Source organism: Enterococcus sp. DJ147D b, from assembly GCF_058216655.1.
In genome coordinates this window covers 945,598-960,769 of sequence record NZ_CM177104.1, presented here as the reverse complement: position 1 = coordinate 960,769, position 15,172 = coordinate 945,598, and the positions used below count along the sequence as shown (strand labels likewise).

At 36.7% G+C, this 15,172-nt stretch carries 16 protein-coding genes; 3 read left to right on the top strand and 13 right to left on the bottom strand.

Annotated elements, in window-relative coordinates; all coding sequences use genetic code 11:
• Nucleotides 1-2: 2 nt before the first annotated feature.
• The gene (galE, locus tag AC4BD1_RS04675) at nt 3-992 is read right to left on the bottom strand and encodes a UDP-glucose 4-epimerase GalE (protein WP_206909671.1); all 990 of its coding nucleotides are present in this window, start codon (nt 990-992) and stop codon (nt 3-5) included.
• A gap of 255 nt (nt 993-1,247) precedes the next feature.
• On the opposite strand from galE, the gene AC4BD1_RS04670 reads away from it, so the two are divergent.
• Nucleotides 1,248-1,415 carry a DUF3042 family protein gene (locus AC4BD1_RS04670; protein ID WP_067484184.1) on the top strand — a complete coding sequence of 56 codons (168 nt, stop codon included), beginning with the start codon at nt 1,248-1,250 and terminating at the stop codon, nt 1,413-1,415.
• A gap of 71 nt (nt 1,416-1,486) precedes the next feature.
• Here the strand turns inward: AC4BD1_RS04670 and AC4BD1_RS04665 are convergent, their stop codons facing one another.
• From AC4BD1_RS04665 to AC4BD1_RS04620, 10 genes are all read right to left on the bottom strand, one after another.
• Nucleotides 1,487-3,301 carry an FAD/NAD(P)-binding protein gene (locus AC4BD1_RS04665; RefSeq protein ID WP_490485888.1) on the bottom strand — a complete coding sequence of 605 codons (1,815 nt, stop codon included), beginning with the start codon at nt 3,299-3,301 and terminating at the stop codon, nt 1,487-1,489.
• A gap of 18 nt (nt 3,302-3,319) precedes the next feature.
• Entirely contained in the window at nt 3,320-3,685 is a 366-nt protein-coding gene (locus AC4BD1_RS04660; RefSeq protein ID WP_490467131.1) for a DUF488 domain-containing protein, read from the bottom strand.
• Nucleotides 3,686-3,800: 115 nt separating this feature from the next.
• Nucleotides 3,801-4,193 (bottom strand): rhodanese-like domain-containing protein, encoded by a 393-nt coding sequence (locus tag AC4BD1_RS04655; RefSeq protein WP_206909668.1) that lies wholly within the window; start codon nt 4,191-4,193, stop codon nt 3,801-3,803.
• 15 nt (nt 4,194-4,208) lie between these two features.
• The gene (locus AC4BD1_RS04650; RefSeq protein ID WP_206909667.1) at nt 4,209-5,171 is read right to left on the bottom strand and encodes an ROK family glucokinase; all 963 of its coding nucleotides are present in this window, start codon (nt 5,169-5,171) and stop codon (nt 4,209-4,211) included.
• Complete coding sequence (locus AC4BD1_RS04645; RefSeq protein WP_067484177.1) at nt 5,171-5,383, bottom strand: YqgQ family protein; 213 nt, start codon at nt 5,381-5,383, stop codon at nt 5,171-5,173. Before AC4BD1_RS04645 ends, AC4BD1_RS04650 begins: the two co-directional genes overlap by 1 nt.
• Before the next feature lie 20 nt (nt 5,384-5,403).
• Nucleotides 5,404-6,102 carry a rhomboid family intramembrane serine protease gene (locus tag AC4BD1_RS04640; protein ID WP_490467130.1) on the bottom strand — a complete coding sequence of 233 codons (699 nt, stop codon included), beginning with the start codon at nt 6,100-6,102 and terminating at the stop codon, nt 5,404-5,406.
• A 24-nt stretch (nt 6,103-6,126) separates the two neighbouring features.
• Nucleotides 6,127-6,666 carry a 5-formyltetrahydrofolate cyclo-ligase gene (locus AC4BD1_RS04635; protein ID WP_490467129.1) on the bottom strand — a complete coding sequence of 180 codons (540 nt, stop codon included), beginning with the start codon at nt 6,664-6,666 and terminating at the stop codon, nt 6,127-6,129.
• A gap of 260 nt (nt 6,667-6,926) precedes the next feature.
• A complete protein-coding gene (locus tag AC4BD1_RS04630) occupies nt 6,927-7,916 on the bottom strand; it encodes a FecCD family ABC transporter permease (protein WP_490467128.1) in 990 nt (329 codons plus the stop codon).
• Complete coding sequence (locus AC4BD1_RS04625; RefSeq protein ID WP_490467127.1) at nt 7,913-8,902, bottom strand: FecCD family ABC transporter permease; 990 nt, start codon at nt 8,900-8,902, stop codon at nt 7,913-7,915. Before AC4BD1_RS04625 ends, AC4BD1_RS04630 begins: the two co-directional genes overlap by 4 nt.
• Entirely contained in the window at nt 8,899-9,729 is an 831-nt protein-coding gene (locus AC4BD1_RS04620) for an ABC transporter ATP-binding protein (protein WP_490467290.1), read from the bottom strand. Before AC4BD1_RS04620 ends, AC4BD1_RS04625 begins: the two co-directional genes overlap by 4 nt.
• Nucleotides 9,730-9,867: 138 nt before the next feature.
• Here AC4BD1_RS04620 and AC4BD1_RS04615 point away from each other — a divergent pair, with 138 nt between their 5' ends.
• Nucleotides 9,868-10,824 (top strand): iron-hydroxamate ABC transporter substrate-binding protein, encoded by a 957-nt coding sequence (locus AC4BD1_RS04615; protein ID WP_490485887.1) that lies wholly within the window; start codon nt 9,868-9,870, stop codon nt 10,822-10,824.
• A 68-nt stretch (nt 10,825-10,892) separates the two neighbouring features.
• Here the strand turns inward: AC4BD1_RS04615 and AC4BD1_RS04610 are convergent, their stop codons facing one another.
• Entirely contained in the window at nt 10,893-11,390 is a 498-nt protein-coding gene (locus AC4BD1_RS04610) for a dihydrofolate reductase (protein WP_490467125.1), read from the bottom strand.
• 882 nt (nt 11,391-12,272) lie between these two features.
• Here AC4BD1_RS04610 and apf point away from each other — a divergent pair.
• The gene (apf, locus tag AC4BD1_RS04605; RefSeq protein ID WP_206909652.1) at nt 12,273-12,887 is read left to right on the top strand and encodes an aggregation-promoting factor; all 615 of its coding nucleotides are present in this window, start codon (nt 12,273-12,275) and stop codon (nt 12,885-12,887) included.
• A gap of 68 nt (nt 12,888-12,955) precedes the next feature.
• On the opposite strand, the gene AC4BD1_RS04600 is transcribed toward apf, so the two are convergent.
• Nucleotides 12,956-14,467, bottom strand: coding sequence for an AcpB/EbpR/MafR family transcriptional regulator (locus AC4BD1_RS04600; protein WP_206910110.1), 1,512 nt, complete (start codon nt 14,465-14,467; stop codon nt 12,956-12,958).
• Nucleotides 14,468-15,172: the final 705 nt, after the last annotated feature.

Here is a 15,172-nt window from a genome sequence, read left to right as displayed (position 1 = left end):
TCCTATTCTTCGTAGCCATGAGGATGACTTACATGCCAATCCCATGCTGTTTTGATAATCGCTTTGATGTCAGTGTATGCAGGCTCCCAGCCTAAGATCTCTTTTGCCTTTTGACTTGAAGCAACTAATTTACTTGGATCACCTGCACGACGAGGCGCAATTTTTGCAGGAATTTCTTTGCCAGTAACTTCGCGAGCCGCTTCAAGCATTTCTTTGACAGAGTAACCATTGTTACTTCCCAAATTAAAGAAGTTACTTTCATTTCCAGCTTTTAAATATTCTAAGGCTTTGATATGTGCGGCAATCAAATCTTCCACTTGAACGTAATCACGAACGCAAGTCCCATCTGGTGTATCATAATCGTCACCATAAACGGCCAATTCTTCTCTTTGTCCTAATGCTACTTGTAAGATAATCGGTACTAAATGTGTTTCAGGAGTATGGTCCTCACCAATACTTGCATCCGCCTTCGCACCTGCTACATTGAAATAGCGAAGAGCCACATAACGCATCCCGTACGCATTGTCACACCATTTCATCATTTTTTCCATCATCAATTTACTTTCCCCATAAGGATTTTTGGGATTAGTTGGGGTTTCTTCTGTTATTGGAGACATTTTTGGTTCACCATATGTTGCTGCTGTTGATGAGAAAACAATTTGTTTTACGTCAAATTCATGCATGACTTCAAGCAAAATTTGTGTACCGTAAACGTTATTGTTAAAGTAATCCAATGGTTTTTCTACGGATTCCCCCACTAGTGAGCTTGCAGCAAAATGGATCACACCTTCGACTTTTTCTTTTTCAAATACCGTTTTTAAAAATGCTTTGTCACGAATATCACCTTCATAAAAACGTGCATCTTGGTGAACTGCTTGGCGATGCCCCGTTAGTAAATTGTCAACAACAGCAACATCATACCCATTATGGATCAGTTGATCGACGGCATGTGAACCAATGTATCCAGCACCACCTAAAACTAAAATTGACATATTTAAACACTCCTTTATTGATAGTTGACTCTCTTTGATCTTCCATCTTTCATTGTACCAAAAGAAAACGGAAGTTTCGAAACAGTTTTTAACAATCACCAGCTTTTCCTATGATTTTATTTAGTAAATTTATAATAAAACATTTAGTAATTTTTTTCAATCGTTTTTGTAAAGGTTTTCAAATGATCGTCTAACTAGCCTTTTTTTGATTTTTGTTTCATAATAGAGGTATCAAACAATTAAGAGGTGTGTTCAATGAAAAAATTTGTATCTGGATTATTAGTCGGAAGCTTAGCAACTGTTGCTGCTGTAGCAGGCGTTGTCGCTTCAGTTAAAAAAACGGTAATTGATCCAATTGATGAAAAAGAATCGATGATCGAAGAAAATCGAAAAAAAGCGATGCGTAAACGTGTTGCACGTTAATCAGTTATTTAAAAAAGACAGCTAAGATGTCCAGTCACTTATGACTTGTTCATCCTAGCTGTCTTTTTTGTTTACTTTTTTTGATTAGTCAACAAATGACGAGCAATCAAATCTGATTGTCTTAAATTCCATGCATCTGTATATGGACGTGCCACAGCAGCCGTCAACCAATCGACGCCTTCAACGGGTATCCCATAACAGTAAAAGTTGGGAATCACTTTTCCATTTGCGCTGATAACTTGATTTGCTTTGTTTACATCAATCGCGCCTGAAAAATAATGTTCTGCATCTTCTGTTTTTTGATAGGGACGAATCAAGCCATTTTTTCTCAGGCTTTGAATGATTGGGTTTTTCGAATAAGACACACTATTAATCGGCAAACGTGCTTCAAATAAATAACGGCTTTCAAGTGACTTCTCTTCTGTTTCAATCCAAAAAGACCCTCTAGCTTGTTTGATTTCAAATGGTGGAGCTGCTATATGAAAAATACCGGCATCTATCAGCGCGGCGAGCTCTTTGCTCCTTCTCAAAGGTGGACCGATAGTCAAAAAAGCATTCAGCGGTGTAAACCAAGACCACAATTGTTCACGATATTCTTCAACTGAAAAAATATCCCACGCAATGGCTTCACGAATTGGCTCACGCCAGTCTTTGATTGCATCTAAGGTTGAACTAAACGCACCCGTGTCATTTCCTTTTTCAGCCTCATTGATTTGCCACGCCAAAAAGGAGCGAATACCCTTTTCAAAGTCATCTGAAAAAGTTGAAAGAGGATGTTCCAGCCTTTCCCATGACCAAATATACGGCTCTAATTGCGGATAATCGACCAAACATTCCTCAGAAGACTTTAACAAGAACGCTCGTTCAAACTCAAAAGGATCGATAGCCAATTGTTGTTCTTCAATCGTTTTTTGATAATAAAACAATTCGACTTCTTTTTTGAACAAGTAAAAAAATGTTTCACCTGTCAACTGTCCTTTTGCCTGCCATTTTTTTAGATTCTTTGTCGTTAATAACTTGAGCCGTGCCATCGCACCTCCCTGCTTTTGATTTTTACCCCTTGGGTAATAGGGAACTCCACGACGAGAGCCCGCGTAAATAATCGGTTCTTTACCAGATGGATGATAAGTAAGGCGATGTTCTTGTTCTTCAAAATAACCACCACGACCGACAGTTAATAGGCCAATGTAATCAAAAAAAGCCAATCCTAGCCCACGCAAAAAAATCGGCTCATTCGCAGGAATATCGGCAACTGAAACATCTGCCGGGTTACTTGGGGGTTGATAAAATAAATCATGTTGCTGTGCATAGTCGGCAAAAGCCAGTTCCTCATTCATCAATTCATTTTCCCAATGACCACTCGCCAATACGATTTGATCCATAAAGAAAGCTGTGTCTTCTGTTTTCAACTCAAAACCTGAATCTGCTTGTGAGACACTATTAACAAGTGAGTGAACAAAAGTAATCTTGTCGAGATATTCTTTTTGAAGTTCCATGAAAAACCATTGCTGATACAAACCATACAGACAACGAGTTGCGTGTTCATTCTTTCCTAATTGCGCCATCTCTGCTAGAAAAAAATCCTGATTTTTCAATGATTGTTGTTTCACAAAAGAAATTCCTTCTTTTTTCGCCCATTGATAAAGATTGGGACCTGGAGAAATGGCTCCTCCCGTCGATAGTGTATCGTCAGTAAACAATGTTACTTGTTGTGAGACCGAGTTCATCAGCAGATCAGTTGATTGATCTATTCGCCAAACTCGTCCACCAGGGCCAATCACATCGAATAAAAAAATTTGAAGCGATTGATTCGTTTGTTTATTACGTAAAATTCTTTCTAACATGCTTAAGCCACGTGGACCTGCACCAATAATACCAATCTTCATCTTACACCTTCTCTTTATTTAAACAGCCAGTTGTTGATCCAATAATTTTTTCAATACGACTGCCTGATTTTCCGTCTCATCTTTTGCACCATAGACAAGTGTTACTTGTTTTTCTTTTTGACAAATAGCCAGTAATTTCTGAAATGCTTGGTGAGAAGCTTCTTTATTTAGCAATTCTTCTTGATAACGTTCAACGAACTCAGAAAATTTTTCTGGGATATGGTTGTACCACTTTCTCAGCTCTGTACTTGGTGCAACTTCTTTCAGCCATAAATCTAATTTTGCTTCTACTTTAGAAACACCTCTTGGCCACATACGGTCAACAAGAACTCGGAAACCATCTGTTTCTTCCGCTTTTTGATAAGCTCGTTTCAATTGAATCATTTTCTTTGCTCCTTTCCTTTCACTCTTTATTTTAGCCAAAAATGGATGAGAGCACAAAAATAAAAAAGGATAGAAGAACTGTTTGCTAGTTCCTCTATCCTTAAAAAATAGTCAATTAAACTTTTTTGCTTTTGATTTTACCAGACCAGCCATCATAGCCGCCTTTTAGAATATAAAGTTCTTTAAAGCCTTCTTTACGCAATTTGTTAGCTGTTCGAATGCTCAAGCTTTTTCTTTGATCGTAAATATAGACAGGTTGGTCTTTACGAATGGAGCCTAATGAATTCTTTAATACAGTATAAGGAATATTTCGTGCACCTAAAATATGTCCAGCATCAAAAACATCTTTTTCTCTGACATCAATGACTTGTGCTTTACGCATTCCTTCACGAAACTCTTCTTCATCTAACATTTTTGCTGAACGTTTTGCCATGATACGTAAGTATGCTTCCCAAAATACAATCGCTAAAATAATCGCGATCAAAAAAATATTAATCCAAAAAAACATGAGTTGCCTCCATCTTTACGCAAACTTCAAGGCTAATGATGCAGCGCCAATGACACCTGCTTCATTACCAAGCTCTGCTAATTTAATTTTTGTTGATTCTCTTACTTGTGGGAAAGTGAATTCCATAAAGTATTTTTCGACACGGCTACGTAAAAATTCGCCGGCTGCAGATACTCCGCCACCTAAAACGATACTTGAAGGATTCAACGTGTTTCCTAAGTTTCCGCAAGCTAGTCCTAGGTAGAAACAAACACGATCCACGACCATCAATGCAAATGGATCGCCATCTTCTGCCAACTCGAAAATGTCTTTACTTGTAACTTCTTCACCATTATCAAGCATTGCTTTAAGTGTTGAATCACCTGCATATTCTTCCGCTAAGAAACGTCCTAGACGTACCACGCCTGTCGCACTAGAAACCGTTTCTAAACAGCCACGTTTTCCACATGTGCATTCAAAACCATTTGGGTCCACAGTAATATGACCAATTTCACCACCACTCCCAGCAACGCCATGTACAAGATTACCGGCAGCAACGATTCCACCGCCAACACCTGTTCCTAATGTAACGAAAACAACATCAGGATCATTTTCGCCAGCACCTTTCCAGCGTTCCCCTAAGGCAGCAACATTGGCATCATTATCAATCGCAAACTGGATTCCAGTGCCTGATTGGATTTGTTCTCTCACTGGTTGTAATTCTGTCCAGTTCAAGTTGTACGCACCAATCACTGTTCCAGCTTCGCTATCGACACTTCCGGGAGTCCCCATACCAATACCGATAAAGTCTTCCGCTTTCATGTTATATAAATTTAAACGATGATTGATTGATTCAATGATTTCAGGGACAATATGTACACCCTCATCTAAAATATTGGTATCAATACTCCATTTTTGTTGAATTTCACCTTCTGGAGTCATAATTGCGAATTTCGCAGTTGTTCCACCTAAATCAATTCCAATAATTTTCTTGTCCATTACACGTTTCCTTTCTTTCGGCTTTCTTCTATTCGGTGCTCTCTTTTCAGAATGCGCCATGCCGTCATGTACGTATCATGATCAATCAAGCGATTGTCATATAACGTTCTTAATTCAATTGTCATCAACTCTATGTCATAAATCCGCGAGCCGACATAGATGATGATGCCAAATTTTTTGAACAGCTGTTGTACATCATACAAGCTTTCCATGTTAAAGCACTTCCTTCACATTATACAAGTAAACCATACTTTTTTAAACCCACTAAAAGACAAATTACTAAAAGAAAAATAAAAATCATTCCAGAAATAATTCGTTGATGAATTGAAAATTTTCCTCTTTGTTCCGGCAAGCCTAAGATATTTCCTAAAAGTAGTCCACCAAGAACGCCACCAACATGGCCCCAGATATCAACTGATGTGTCAAATCCACCAAAGACTAAACTTAAAACGATAAATAACGAGAACTGTCTAACCATCTGTGTAATTGCAGGGTTATTTCGGAAATGAAAGCCTAAAATCACAAAAGCTCCAAACATTCCAAACAGTGACGTACTTGCTCCAGCAGATAACACACCCACTTGATTCATCGCAAAACTAGCTAGATTTCCAGCTATGCCACTCAATAAATAAATAAGGAAAAAACGCCAGTGTCCATAAATCGTTTCAATTTGCGAGCCCATAAAATAAAGCGTGACTGAGTTAACTGCAAAATGCATCAAGCCAAAGTGAATAAAGATTGGAGTAATCAAGCGCCACCACTCATGATAATAGGCAAAAAAGGGGCCGTACATTCCACCAAATGATTCTATTTTTAGTTCTGGAAACAAGTACATCAATACAAACACAATCGTTTGAACTCCTAAAAAAATATATGTCCAGATTGGTTTTTTCAACCAAAATTGGATTTTTCGTTTTTGTTGGTAATCCATGAAAACCTCCTATTAGTAATAAAATTAATCAATAAACAATTGTTCAATTTTTTGATCAAATGATTCTGGCAACCATTCATCATTCAACTGTTCCGTAAAGACCAAACTCGCTGTTTGATTGGGATATTGTTGTAGATAACGATCATAATACCCACCACCAAAACCAATTCGATAACCCGATTTTGTGAATATTAAACCAGGTACAATCAATAAATCGATTTGTTTGGGTAAAAAAAGTCGTGAATTTGTTGGCTCTAACACACCGAAACTGGATCGTTCTAAAATCGTTTCAACTGTCAGCTCATAAAAAGCCATTTGACGTTTGGGTAATGTTTTCGGAATCACAATTTTTTTATGCTGTTGCTTAGCATAATGGATAACAGGCTCTGTTGCGACTTCGATTTCATTTGCTAAAGTTATTCCAATCGTTTGGGCGTTTTGAAATGCTGAACTCAAAAATAATTTTTGATGGATCCGTCGTTCCTTCTCTGCTTTTTTGTTTGGTGCTAGATTTTTTAATGTCTGAACGCCTAGTTGACGTAATTGTGCTTTCGTTTGATTCACTCCCCCAACCTACCTTCCTTGATAGCATGGTATCGAAAAATGAATAAAATAGCAATGCTGTGACAGAGAAATACCTGTTTCTCTCAAAAGAAAAAGAGTTCAAGATGAGTACTTGAACTCTTTGCTCCAGATTTTTTAAGGTAAAGATTTTGTCACGAACTCTATTTACGAGTGTTCAAACAGCAAAAATTATTTATGAAGAGCTATTTTGCGCGTCTGTTTGCTATTTTTTTAGGGCTGAACGCTTTGAACCACAACCTTTAAGCTTGCTTTTGAAATAATAAATAAAGAAAATACGGCGCACCGATTAACGCAATCAAAATTCCTGTCGGGATTTCACCACTTGGGAGAATGACACGCGCAATAATATCGGCTACGTTCACTAATAAGGCACCAAATAAACCACTTAGTAAAAACGTCCATTGATTCTCTTTTTTGACAATTGTTTTTGCCACATGTGGTGCTAACAAGCCTACAAAGGATAAACTACCTGCGACAGCAACACTGGCACAAGCTAATCCCACTGCCAAAATCAATAATGTCCGTTGACTTCTTCGGACATGCAATCCTAAACTTTGTGCCTGTTCTTGTCCAAAAGAGAGAAGCCCAATCTGTTGACTATAATAAAAAGCGAGAGGCAAGAGACATACTGCCCATGGAAGCAACGCCCAAACATAAGCCCAACTAGCGCCCCAAATAGATCCTGCTAACCAAGCATTTACGAAACCGTAATTTTCTTTTGAGATTTTGATTGTCACTAGCAAAGTCATCGCCGAGAATCCAGCGTTTACCGCAATTCCCGAAAGTAAAATTCGATTCATTTTCAACATACCACTTTTGGTATAAGAAGTAAGATACACACAAAGGGCGGCCAGCAAGCCACCTAGGCAAGCCGCAAATGGCAAAAGAAAAGTTGCTGCAGCTTGTGAAAAGAAACCCAAATAAAGCATGACAAAAAAGCCAGCACCTGCATTGATTCCTAAAATACTAGCATCTGCCAGTTCATTTCTAGTGACTCCTTGCAATAAGTATCCAGAAATACCTAAGCACATCCCCGCCAAGAGACTAACAATTAGCCGTGGTGAACGAAATTCTTGGATAATCAGCTGTATAACTGGTGAGGCAGAGCCAGTAACCCCATCAATAACTTGTTGAATAGATAAAACTGGTGTCCCAATCATCAAACTGAGCAACGCACTGATGAACAAGCAGAACAGTAAGAAGACTATCAGCCATCGGAACTTTTTCATCCCTCTTCCCTCCTAACTTGAACAAGCAAGAATGGTACACCAATCAAAGCAATAATTAAACCAAAAGGTGTTTCAAACGGTGGATTGATCATCCGCGCAACTAGATCTGCTGCCATTACTAAACATCCTCCCGCTAAAAAAGAACCGGGTAGAACATACCGATAGTCTGAACCTACAACACCACGAATCAAGGGTGGTACTAATAAACCAATAAATGAAACAGGACCTACAAGTGACACAGCAATTGCAGATAAAATCGCCACCATTCCAAAAGAAATAAGACGCGTTCTTCGTGGATTTCCACCAAGTGCGACAGCATGGGATTCACTTAAATTAACTAATGAGATTGCTTTACCTAGCAAACAAGCACAAATTGAAGCAACTAAATAAACAGGTAACAAAATTGTCAATTGTCGCCAAGTGATGTTTGCTGCTCCTCCGACAAACCAAAAAGCTAAATCTTGTTGCAAATTAAATAATTGGGTTAGTGCTTGACTAATGGCAGTAAAAAATGAGCTAATCGCCACCCCAGCTAAAATTAGTTGAACTGGATTGATGCCTATTTTGGAAAATTTGAGAAAGCCAAACACAATAGTCGTCACTACTAATGCCCCCATCAAAGAAATCAAAAACGTTTGAAAAGAAGAAGCATCTGGTAAAAAAGCAAAACTAATAGCCATAGCTAAAGACGCACCTGCATTGATTCCCAATAACCCAGAATCTGCCAATGGATTACGTGTCACACCTTGCATCAACGCACCACTTAGCGCAAAACTGCTACCAACAACAAATGCGCCTAGCACTCGTGGGAGTCGAATCGTTCGTAAAATTTGTTGTGCTTGATTCGTTGGATCAAATTGAACAATGGATAACCACAAATCTTTCACCGTTACTTCTGCTACACCATTTGCAACAGCTAATAAAAAAAGTATCGTACTTACTACTATAAGTAGCCAAATAAAACGACTTTTCTTTCTACTCGTCATTGATTTGCCTCCTGTCGTGAAAGTAAATCATAAGTTAGAAAGACTGGCTTGTCAGAATCAGGCAAATGAACAATTTGTGCATCAATTTCAAAAATTTCTCGCATCCATTCTTTTGTAATTACTTCTTTTGGCGACCCTTCAACTAATAATCGACCAGCTTTCAATCCTAATAAATAATCTGAAAAACGAGAGGCATGATTGATATCATGAATGGACATCAAAATCGTAGTTTGCTTTACGCGATTGATTTCTTCTAATAAATGTAAGATTTCTAATTGATGTGCGGGATCTAAAAAAGTAATTGGTTCATCTAAAATCAAAATGTCTGTTTCTTGTGCTAACGCCATAGCAATCCATACACGTTGCGCTTGTCCACCAGACAAGGTAGCAATCTCTCTTGCTTTTAAAGTATCTAAACTAGTCGCTTCCAGCGCCCATTGAATCGCTTCATGGTCTTCTACAGTCAAACCACTAAAGGGTTTTTGATAAGGATATCTGCCATAAGAAACAATTTCTTCCACGGTCATCCCCAATGGATGATCACTACTTTGTGCTAGTAAGGCAATTTTTTGTGCCAACTCTTTTGAACTATATGTAGAAATTTCAGAATCATTCACAATGATTTTCCCTTTTTTCACAGGAAGGATTCGTGTGAAGCTTTTTAATAATGTCGATTTTCCACTTCCATTTGGCCCAATCAAACTAGTAATTTTGCCCTCAGGTATTTTTACTGATAAGGCATCAATAATTTGCTTTTTGGGATATCCTGCTGCAATGTCGACTGCTTCAATTTTTGCCATTTCACCCATCCTTTCGTTGAAAATCATTCTCAATTATGACGCTACTTCACAAATTCGTCAAGCACAAGTTTTCTTTTACTTTCACTAAAAATTGGTTGACAGTGCTTTAATTATCAGGAATAATAACATCTGAGAATGATTCTCAATTATTCTAGGAGGAAGAAAATGAAACGAAAAGCAAAGTTTTTCACAATCTCAACGACTTTATTATTAATTGGTTTATTAGGCGCTTGCTCCACAGCAAATAAAACGACAGACACAACAATTTCGACAACTACAGCAAAAAGCAATGGTATGCACACTGTGACAGATACTTTGGGCAATAAAGTAACCATTCCGAATCAACCAAAACGAATCATTGGAAGCTATTTAGAAGACTATTTGATTGCACTAGGTGAAAAACCTGTTGCACAATGGACGGTTGGTAGCGGATCAATCCAAGATTATTTGCAAGATGACCTGAAAAATATACCAACGATTTCTTATGACTTACCTTACGAAAAAGTTTTAAGTTTTGAACCTGACTTACTTCTAATTTCCTCTTCGGCAACTGTTGAAGGTGGAAAATATGACCAATACAGTAAAATTGCCCCTACTTATGTCGTTACAAATGGTAGCGATGTAACTTGGGAAGATCAGTTAAAAGATGTGGGTAAAGCTTTGGCAAAAGAAGACCAAGCAAAAGAAATCATCAATGAATACCAAGATTCTGCCAAAAAAACCAAAGAAAAATTAGCCGATAAAATCACTGGTAAAACAGCAGCCGTGCTATGGGTAACCAATAATTCTGCCTTTATGGTGAGTGAAAATCGCTCAAGTGGTCGCATTGTCTATGGCGATTTAGGTTTTGGTGTACCTAGCTTAGTGAAAGAGATTTCCAAAGATGCTACTTCAGATTGGTCTGCCGTTTCTTCAGAAAAATTAGCTGAGTTAGATGCTGATTATTTGATTTTGGTCAATAGTGACCAAGGTGCTGATATGTTCAAGGAACCTGCATGGAAAAATCTGAAAGCAGTCAAAGAAAATCACTTGCTCGAATTTGGCCCAGAATCTAGTTGGTTGTACAATGGACCAATTGCTAGTCAAGAAATGCTAAACGATCTTGCTGAAAAATTAAACTAAAAACTTCTGAAATATCAAAAGAGCCAGGACATTCACTTGTCCTGGCTCTTTTCATTCCTTCTTAACTGTCAATTCGTTTTTCGCACCCATTTTTGAAAACGATGCGGATACTGGTTTTCTTCATCTAAAATCCCAACATGTTCTTCTGCTAACGTGAAATCAGAAAAGTCGATTTCGCCAATATACGTATCACCTTCAAATTCTTCATCAATCAAGGTTCGCCAAATGATGCCTGTTTCTGGTAGTAGTTCTTGAAAAATTCGACTGCCACCAGAAACGTAAATGTCTTCTGTCACTTGTTTACTATAAGCTAACACTTCTTCAACTGAATGCATGACTTCCGCGTTTTCAGCAACTTTAAGGTCTGGACGTGTTGTTAAAACAATAATATGGCGATATGGCAAACTTAATTTTCCCATCCCTTCATATGTTTTTCGTCCCATCACTAATATTCGATTCATTGTATGTTCACGAAAAAAACGCATATCATTTGGTAGTTTCCACGGTAATAACCCATCTTTTCCAATCAAACCGTTACGATCTTGTGCCCACATTGAGATAAACAAATTATCCGCTCCTTTAGCTAACTTTCTCATTCTATCAAGAAGCATACACAATTTTTGGTAAAAAAACTACTCTTACTCTTTGACTATTCCCACTGATCTGGGGTTGTAACAATCTTCATTTGAATTTCTTGTTCAACTAAATAGTCATAGCTTTCGTTCTTTTTATCAAAAAGAACTCGTACAATTCCATCTTTCTGATCAAAATACCCGATACTTTCGATGGATTCTCCCTGATAGCTACCACTAACGTCGGTTGCTACTAAATGATCCAGCTCATTTTGGAAGACAACTATAGGTGCTTCGATATTATCTGTTCCAAATGTAATCTTGGTGTTCCATTCAATTGTAGCATCATCTAGACTTTTTTAGCCGATTTCACTACAGCGTTTTGCGTCAGTTTTGTTGCAACCAATTTTTGGTTGAGTATGGTGATTGTTTCGATTAAGTGTTGACTTGATAATTCAAAATGTATCGTTTCGGTTGCTCGTACAAAACCAAATTTTGATTTTATTTGACGAAGTTCATATGTTCCAAGGGGAAGATTTGTCAGACTTAAATGAATTATAACGAGTTTTGCCTTTTGTTTTACCACCAAAATGAAATTGAAATCCATACTTTTTGTTTCTATAAAAAAATTTTGGATAATCTTCTTTTTTTACGATCAAACAGTTCAAAAAATAAGAGATATTTTATACAATTCCTTGATTTAGCAGCCTTTCCAATCATTCATTTTACGTACGTTACTAAAAAAATTACAAAAGAGCGATTTTTGTCACAAATTGTCATCAACCTTTTACCTATGAAATATTTTTCCATGTTAAAGTAATCCAAGTTGATCACAACAACAAAATTCGAACAATTCAAAAGGAGAAACTATTTTATATGAAATCACTTAAAACTGTACTATTAGGAACAACTCTGGCTGCCGGCGCTGCATTATTTATGGGAACAACGACACACGCAGACGAAGCGTACACTGTTCAATCAGGCGATTCATTATCAACTATTTCACAAAAATATGTTGGCGATAACTCCTTGATTAACCAAATTGCTCAATCAAATTCAATTTCAGATATCAATCTGATTTTTGCAGGTCAAACTTTAACTATCCCAACTGCTGAGCAAGCAGCAACAACTTATGTTGCCCCTCAAACAGAAGCAGTTCAAGCCGAACCTGTTCAACAAGAAACAACTCAAGAAGTAGCTCAAGCTCCTGTTCAAGAAACAGTTCAAGCAACTCCAGCAGTTGAAACATCTACAGAAGCAGTCGCTACTACTTCTAACTCTGCAAAAGAATGGATCGCACAACGTGAATCAAGCGGTTCTTACACAGCAACGAACGGTCGCTACATCGGACGTTACCAATTAGATTCATCTTACTTAAACGGTGACTACTCTGCTGCCAATCAAGAACGTGTAGCAGACGCTTATGTGTCTTCACGCTATGGTTCTTGGGAAGCTGCTCAATCATTCTGGTTAGCAAACGGTTGGTACTAAGATAAAGTCAAAATAAAGAACGGACAACCCAGCGGGTTGCCCGTTTTTTGTTTTAGCAAGTAATTTCTTTATTCTTTTAATAAACCAATACTATTTAAGTGATTTTTTGCAAAGATTTCTTTGGACTCTTCTCTTTTTAAATAAACAAAATCTAGTAATTTTGAAATCGTATCATCATTTAAATAATTTGAAATACCAATCGTTGGAATCGGATACATGTTGTTTGTATATATATCTGTCAATAAACAGTCATACTTGGAAAAATTTTCGCGATCAAGTTTCACATACGGATCGATAATATCAATTTTGATTTTATGACGGAAGTAAAACTCAATTTCTTCTTTGACCATTTTCATATGCTCATAGGTTGTATCCAGCATCAAGGCGGCTGTCACTGTGATTGTTGATTGACGCACCCCCAACCGTAAACTTGCCCATGAAGTCATCAATTCAAAAATAGCTTGATGAACCATTTCATCTACTTTTCGTTGATTGAAAAGTTCTACTTCTGAAAAGATTCGTTGGAATTTTTGATGCAAAAATTGAGCTAAGTCTGGACTATCTGCTAAGATTCCCTCAAAAAATTCTTTTTTCTTATCGTGTAGAATATAAGTTGGTCCGCCAATTTGAAACGTCGTCCAATAAATATCACGAACGATTTTATCTCGATAATCACACTCAACATGATAAACCTTAGATAGTTCATCAATGATTTCCTCTATTTTATTTTTGACTTTTAGTGGACTTAATTCCTCATATCTCTGTCTGACTCGAGAAGGGTAAAATGGATAAAAATACTCTTGGAAGAGTTGCTGTAGGACATGGCTCGTCAGTTCCAGACCAAATACTGCTTTAAACTCCTCACACAAACTAGCTTCCACCATCAAAAACGAAAACTCATTAACCAATTCTTCTGTTTGAATTTCGTGTTTTCTCTTCATACGCTCAATACTGATGAGTAATTGAAACTTCAAACGTCTAAGAGAAAAGTGTTGCTTAGAATAGGCAAAAACGATAGCAATATTTTCCTTCAAAAAATTTTCGATCAAGCGATCAATTAGCTGAACTTGCTCATAGGGAAATTTTTTCTCTGGCGAGCTGTACTTTTCTAGAAAGAAACAGGAGAAGAACGTACGAATTTTTTGTTCATCACCGTTGATTTGTAACGCATTATCGATTCTTAGCTCATACTTTTCTAAAGATTGATTGATTTTTGCTAACCAACGCGTAATCTGTGATTCGGAAGTATACAATTGTTCACTCAGATCAATTTTTTTTAGATTATCTGCGAAAAAGATTTGTTCAAGCATGGCATATTCTGAGCTTTCATTTAAAACTGCTGCATATATGTAAGATTTTGGAATAGTCACATCTTTTTTTAAAAATATCCCCAGTTTAAATGAAGTCTCAATACTTAAAGGATAAATATACTTATTAATAATTGGAATATCTGTTCGAATCGTTTTTTCAGAATTACCGGTTCGTTCTGCTAGCTCTTCGCTGGTCATCCACTCAGAGTCCCACAATGTTTCAAGAATCGCTAATTGTCGACTTAAACGACTATCTAGACAAGCTCTCATTCTTACACCCCACTCTATAAATAATATGTAACATCATTCAACCATGTAATTTATATGCTTGTGCCGCGTTTTCATTTCAAACATTTCGATAAATAAAAATTAATTGAAATGAAATGATATTTTACAAAAAAGCTGTCCTTTTCCTTGCAAATCAGGACTTTTTAATTTTTCCAAAAATAGCATCAGCAAAAAATAACAACCAATCATTCAACCAGTTCTTAGCTTCTGTAGAATTATAATTGCTATAAATCGTTTTACAAAATCAATTTTTACCGACTGCCAGGCTATCGAAATAATTAAAATTATTTTTTCAACGCATAACAAATGGTCGAATATATCCCTTCTTATTTTTAGTAAATTCGTTATTCATTCTTTATTTTCTAACCAAATAATCTCTTAATACAAAGAAATAATAATTATTTTTTTAATTGTTTAGTAATTTTTACATCTTCCTAGCATAATTTTAAAGTTAGCTCCCATGAGTGATTTTTCAGAATATTTGGAAAAACATCCTTAAAAATTATAAAAAGATTAAAATAATTATCTTTCTATGTGATTATTATAACAAAATAAGGTGAATATTCAAATGTTTTTATTTATAAAGGTTATAAAAGCAAAAAATTGAGTAATAAGTTGCCTTATTACTCAATCAAACTTTACTATAATTTCTTTTTCCATCAATCAATTTTTTGTTTTATCATTTAA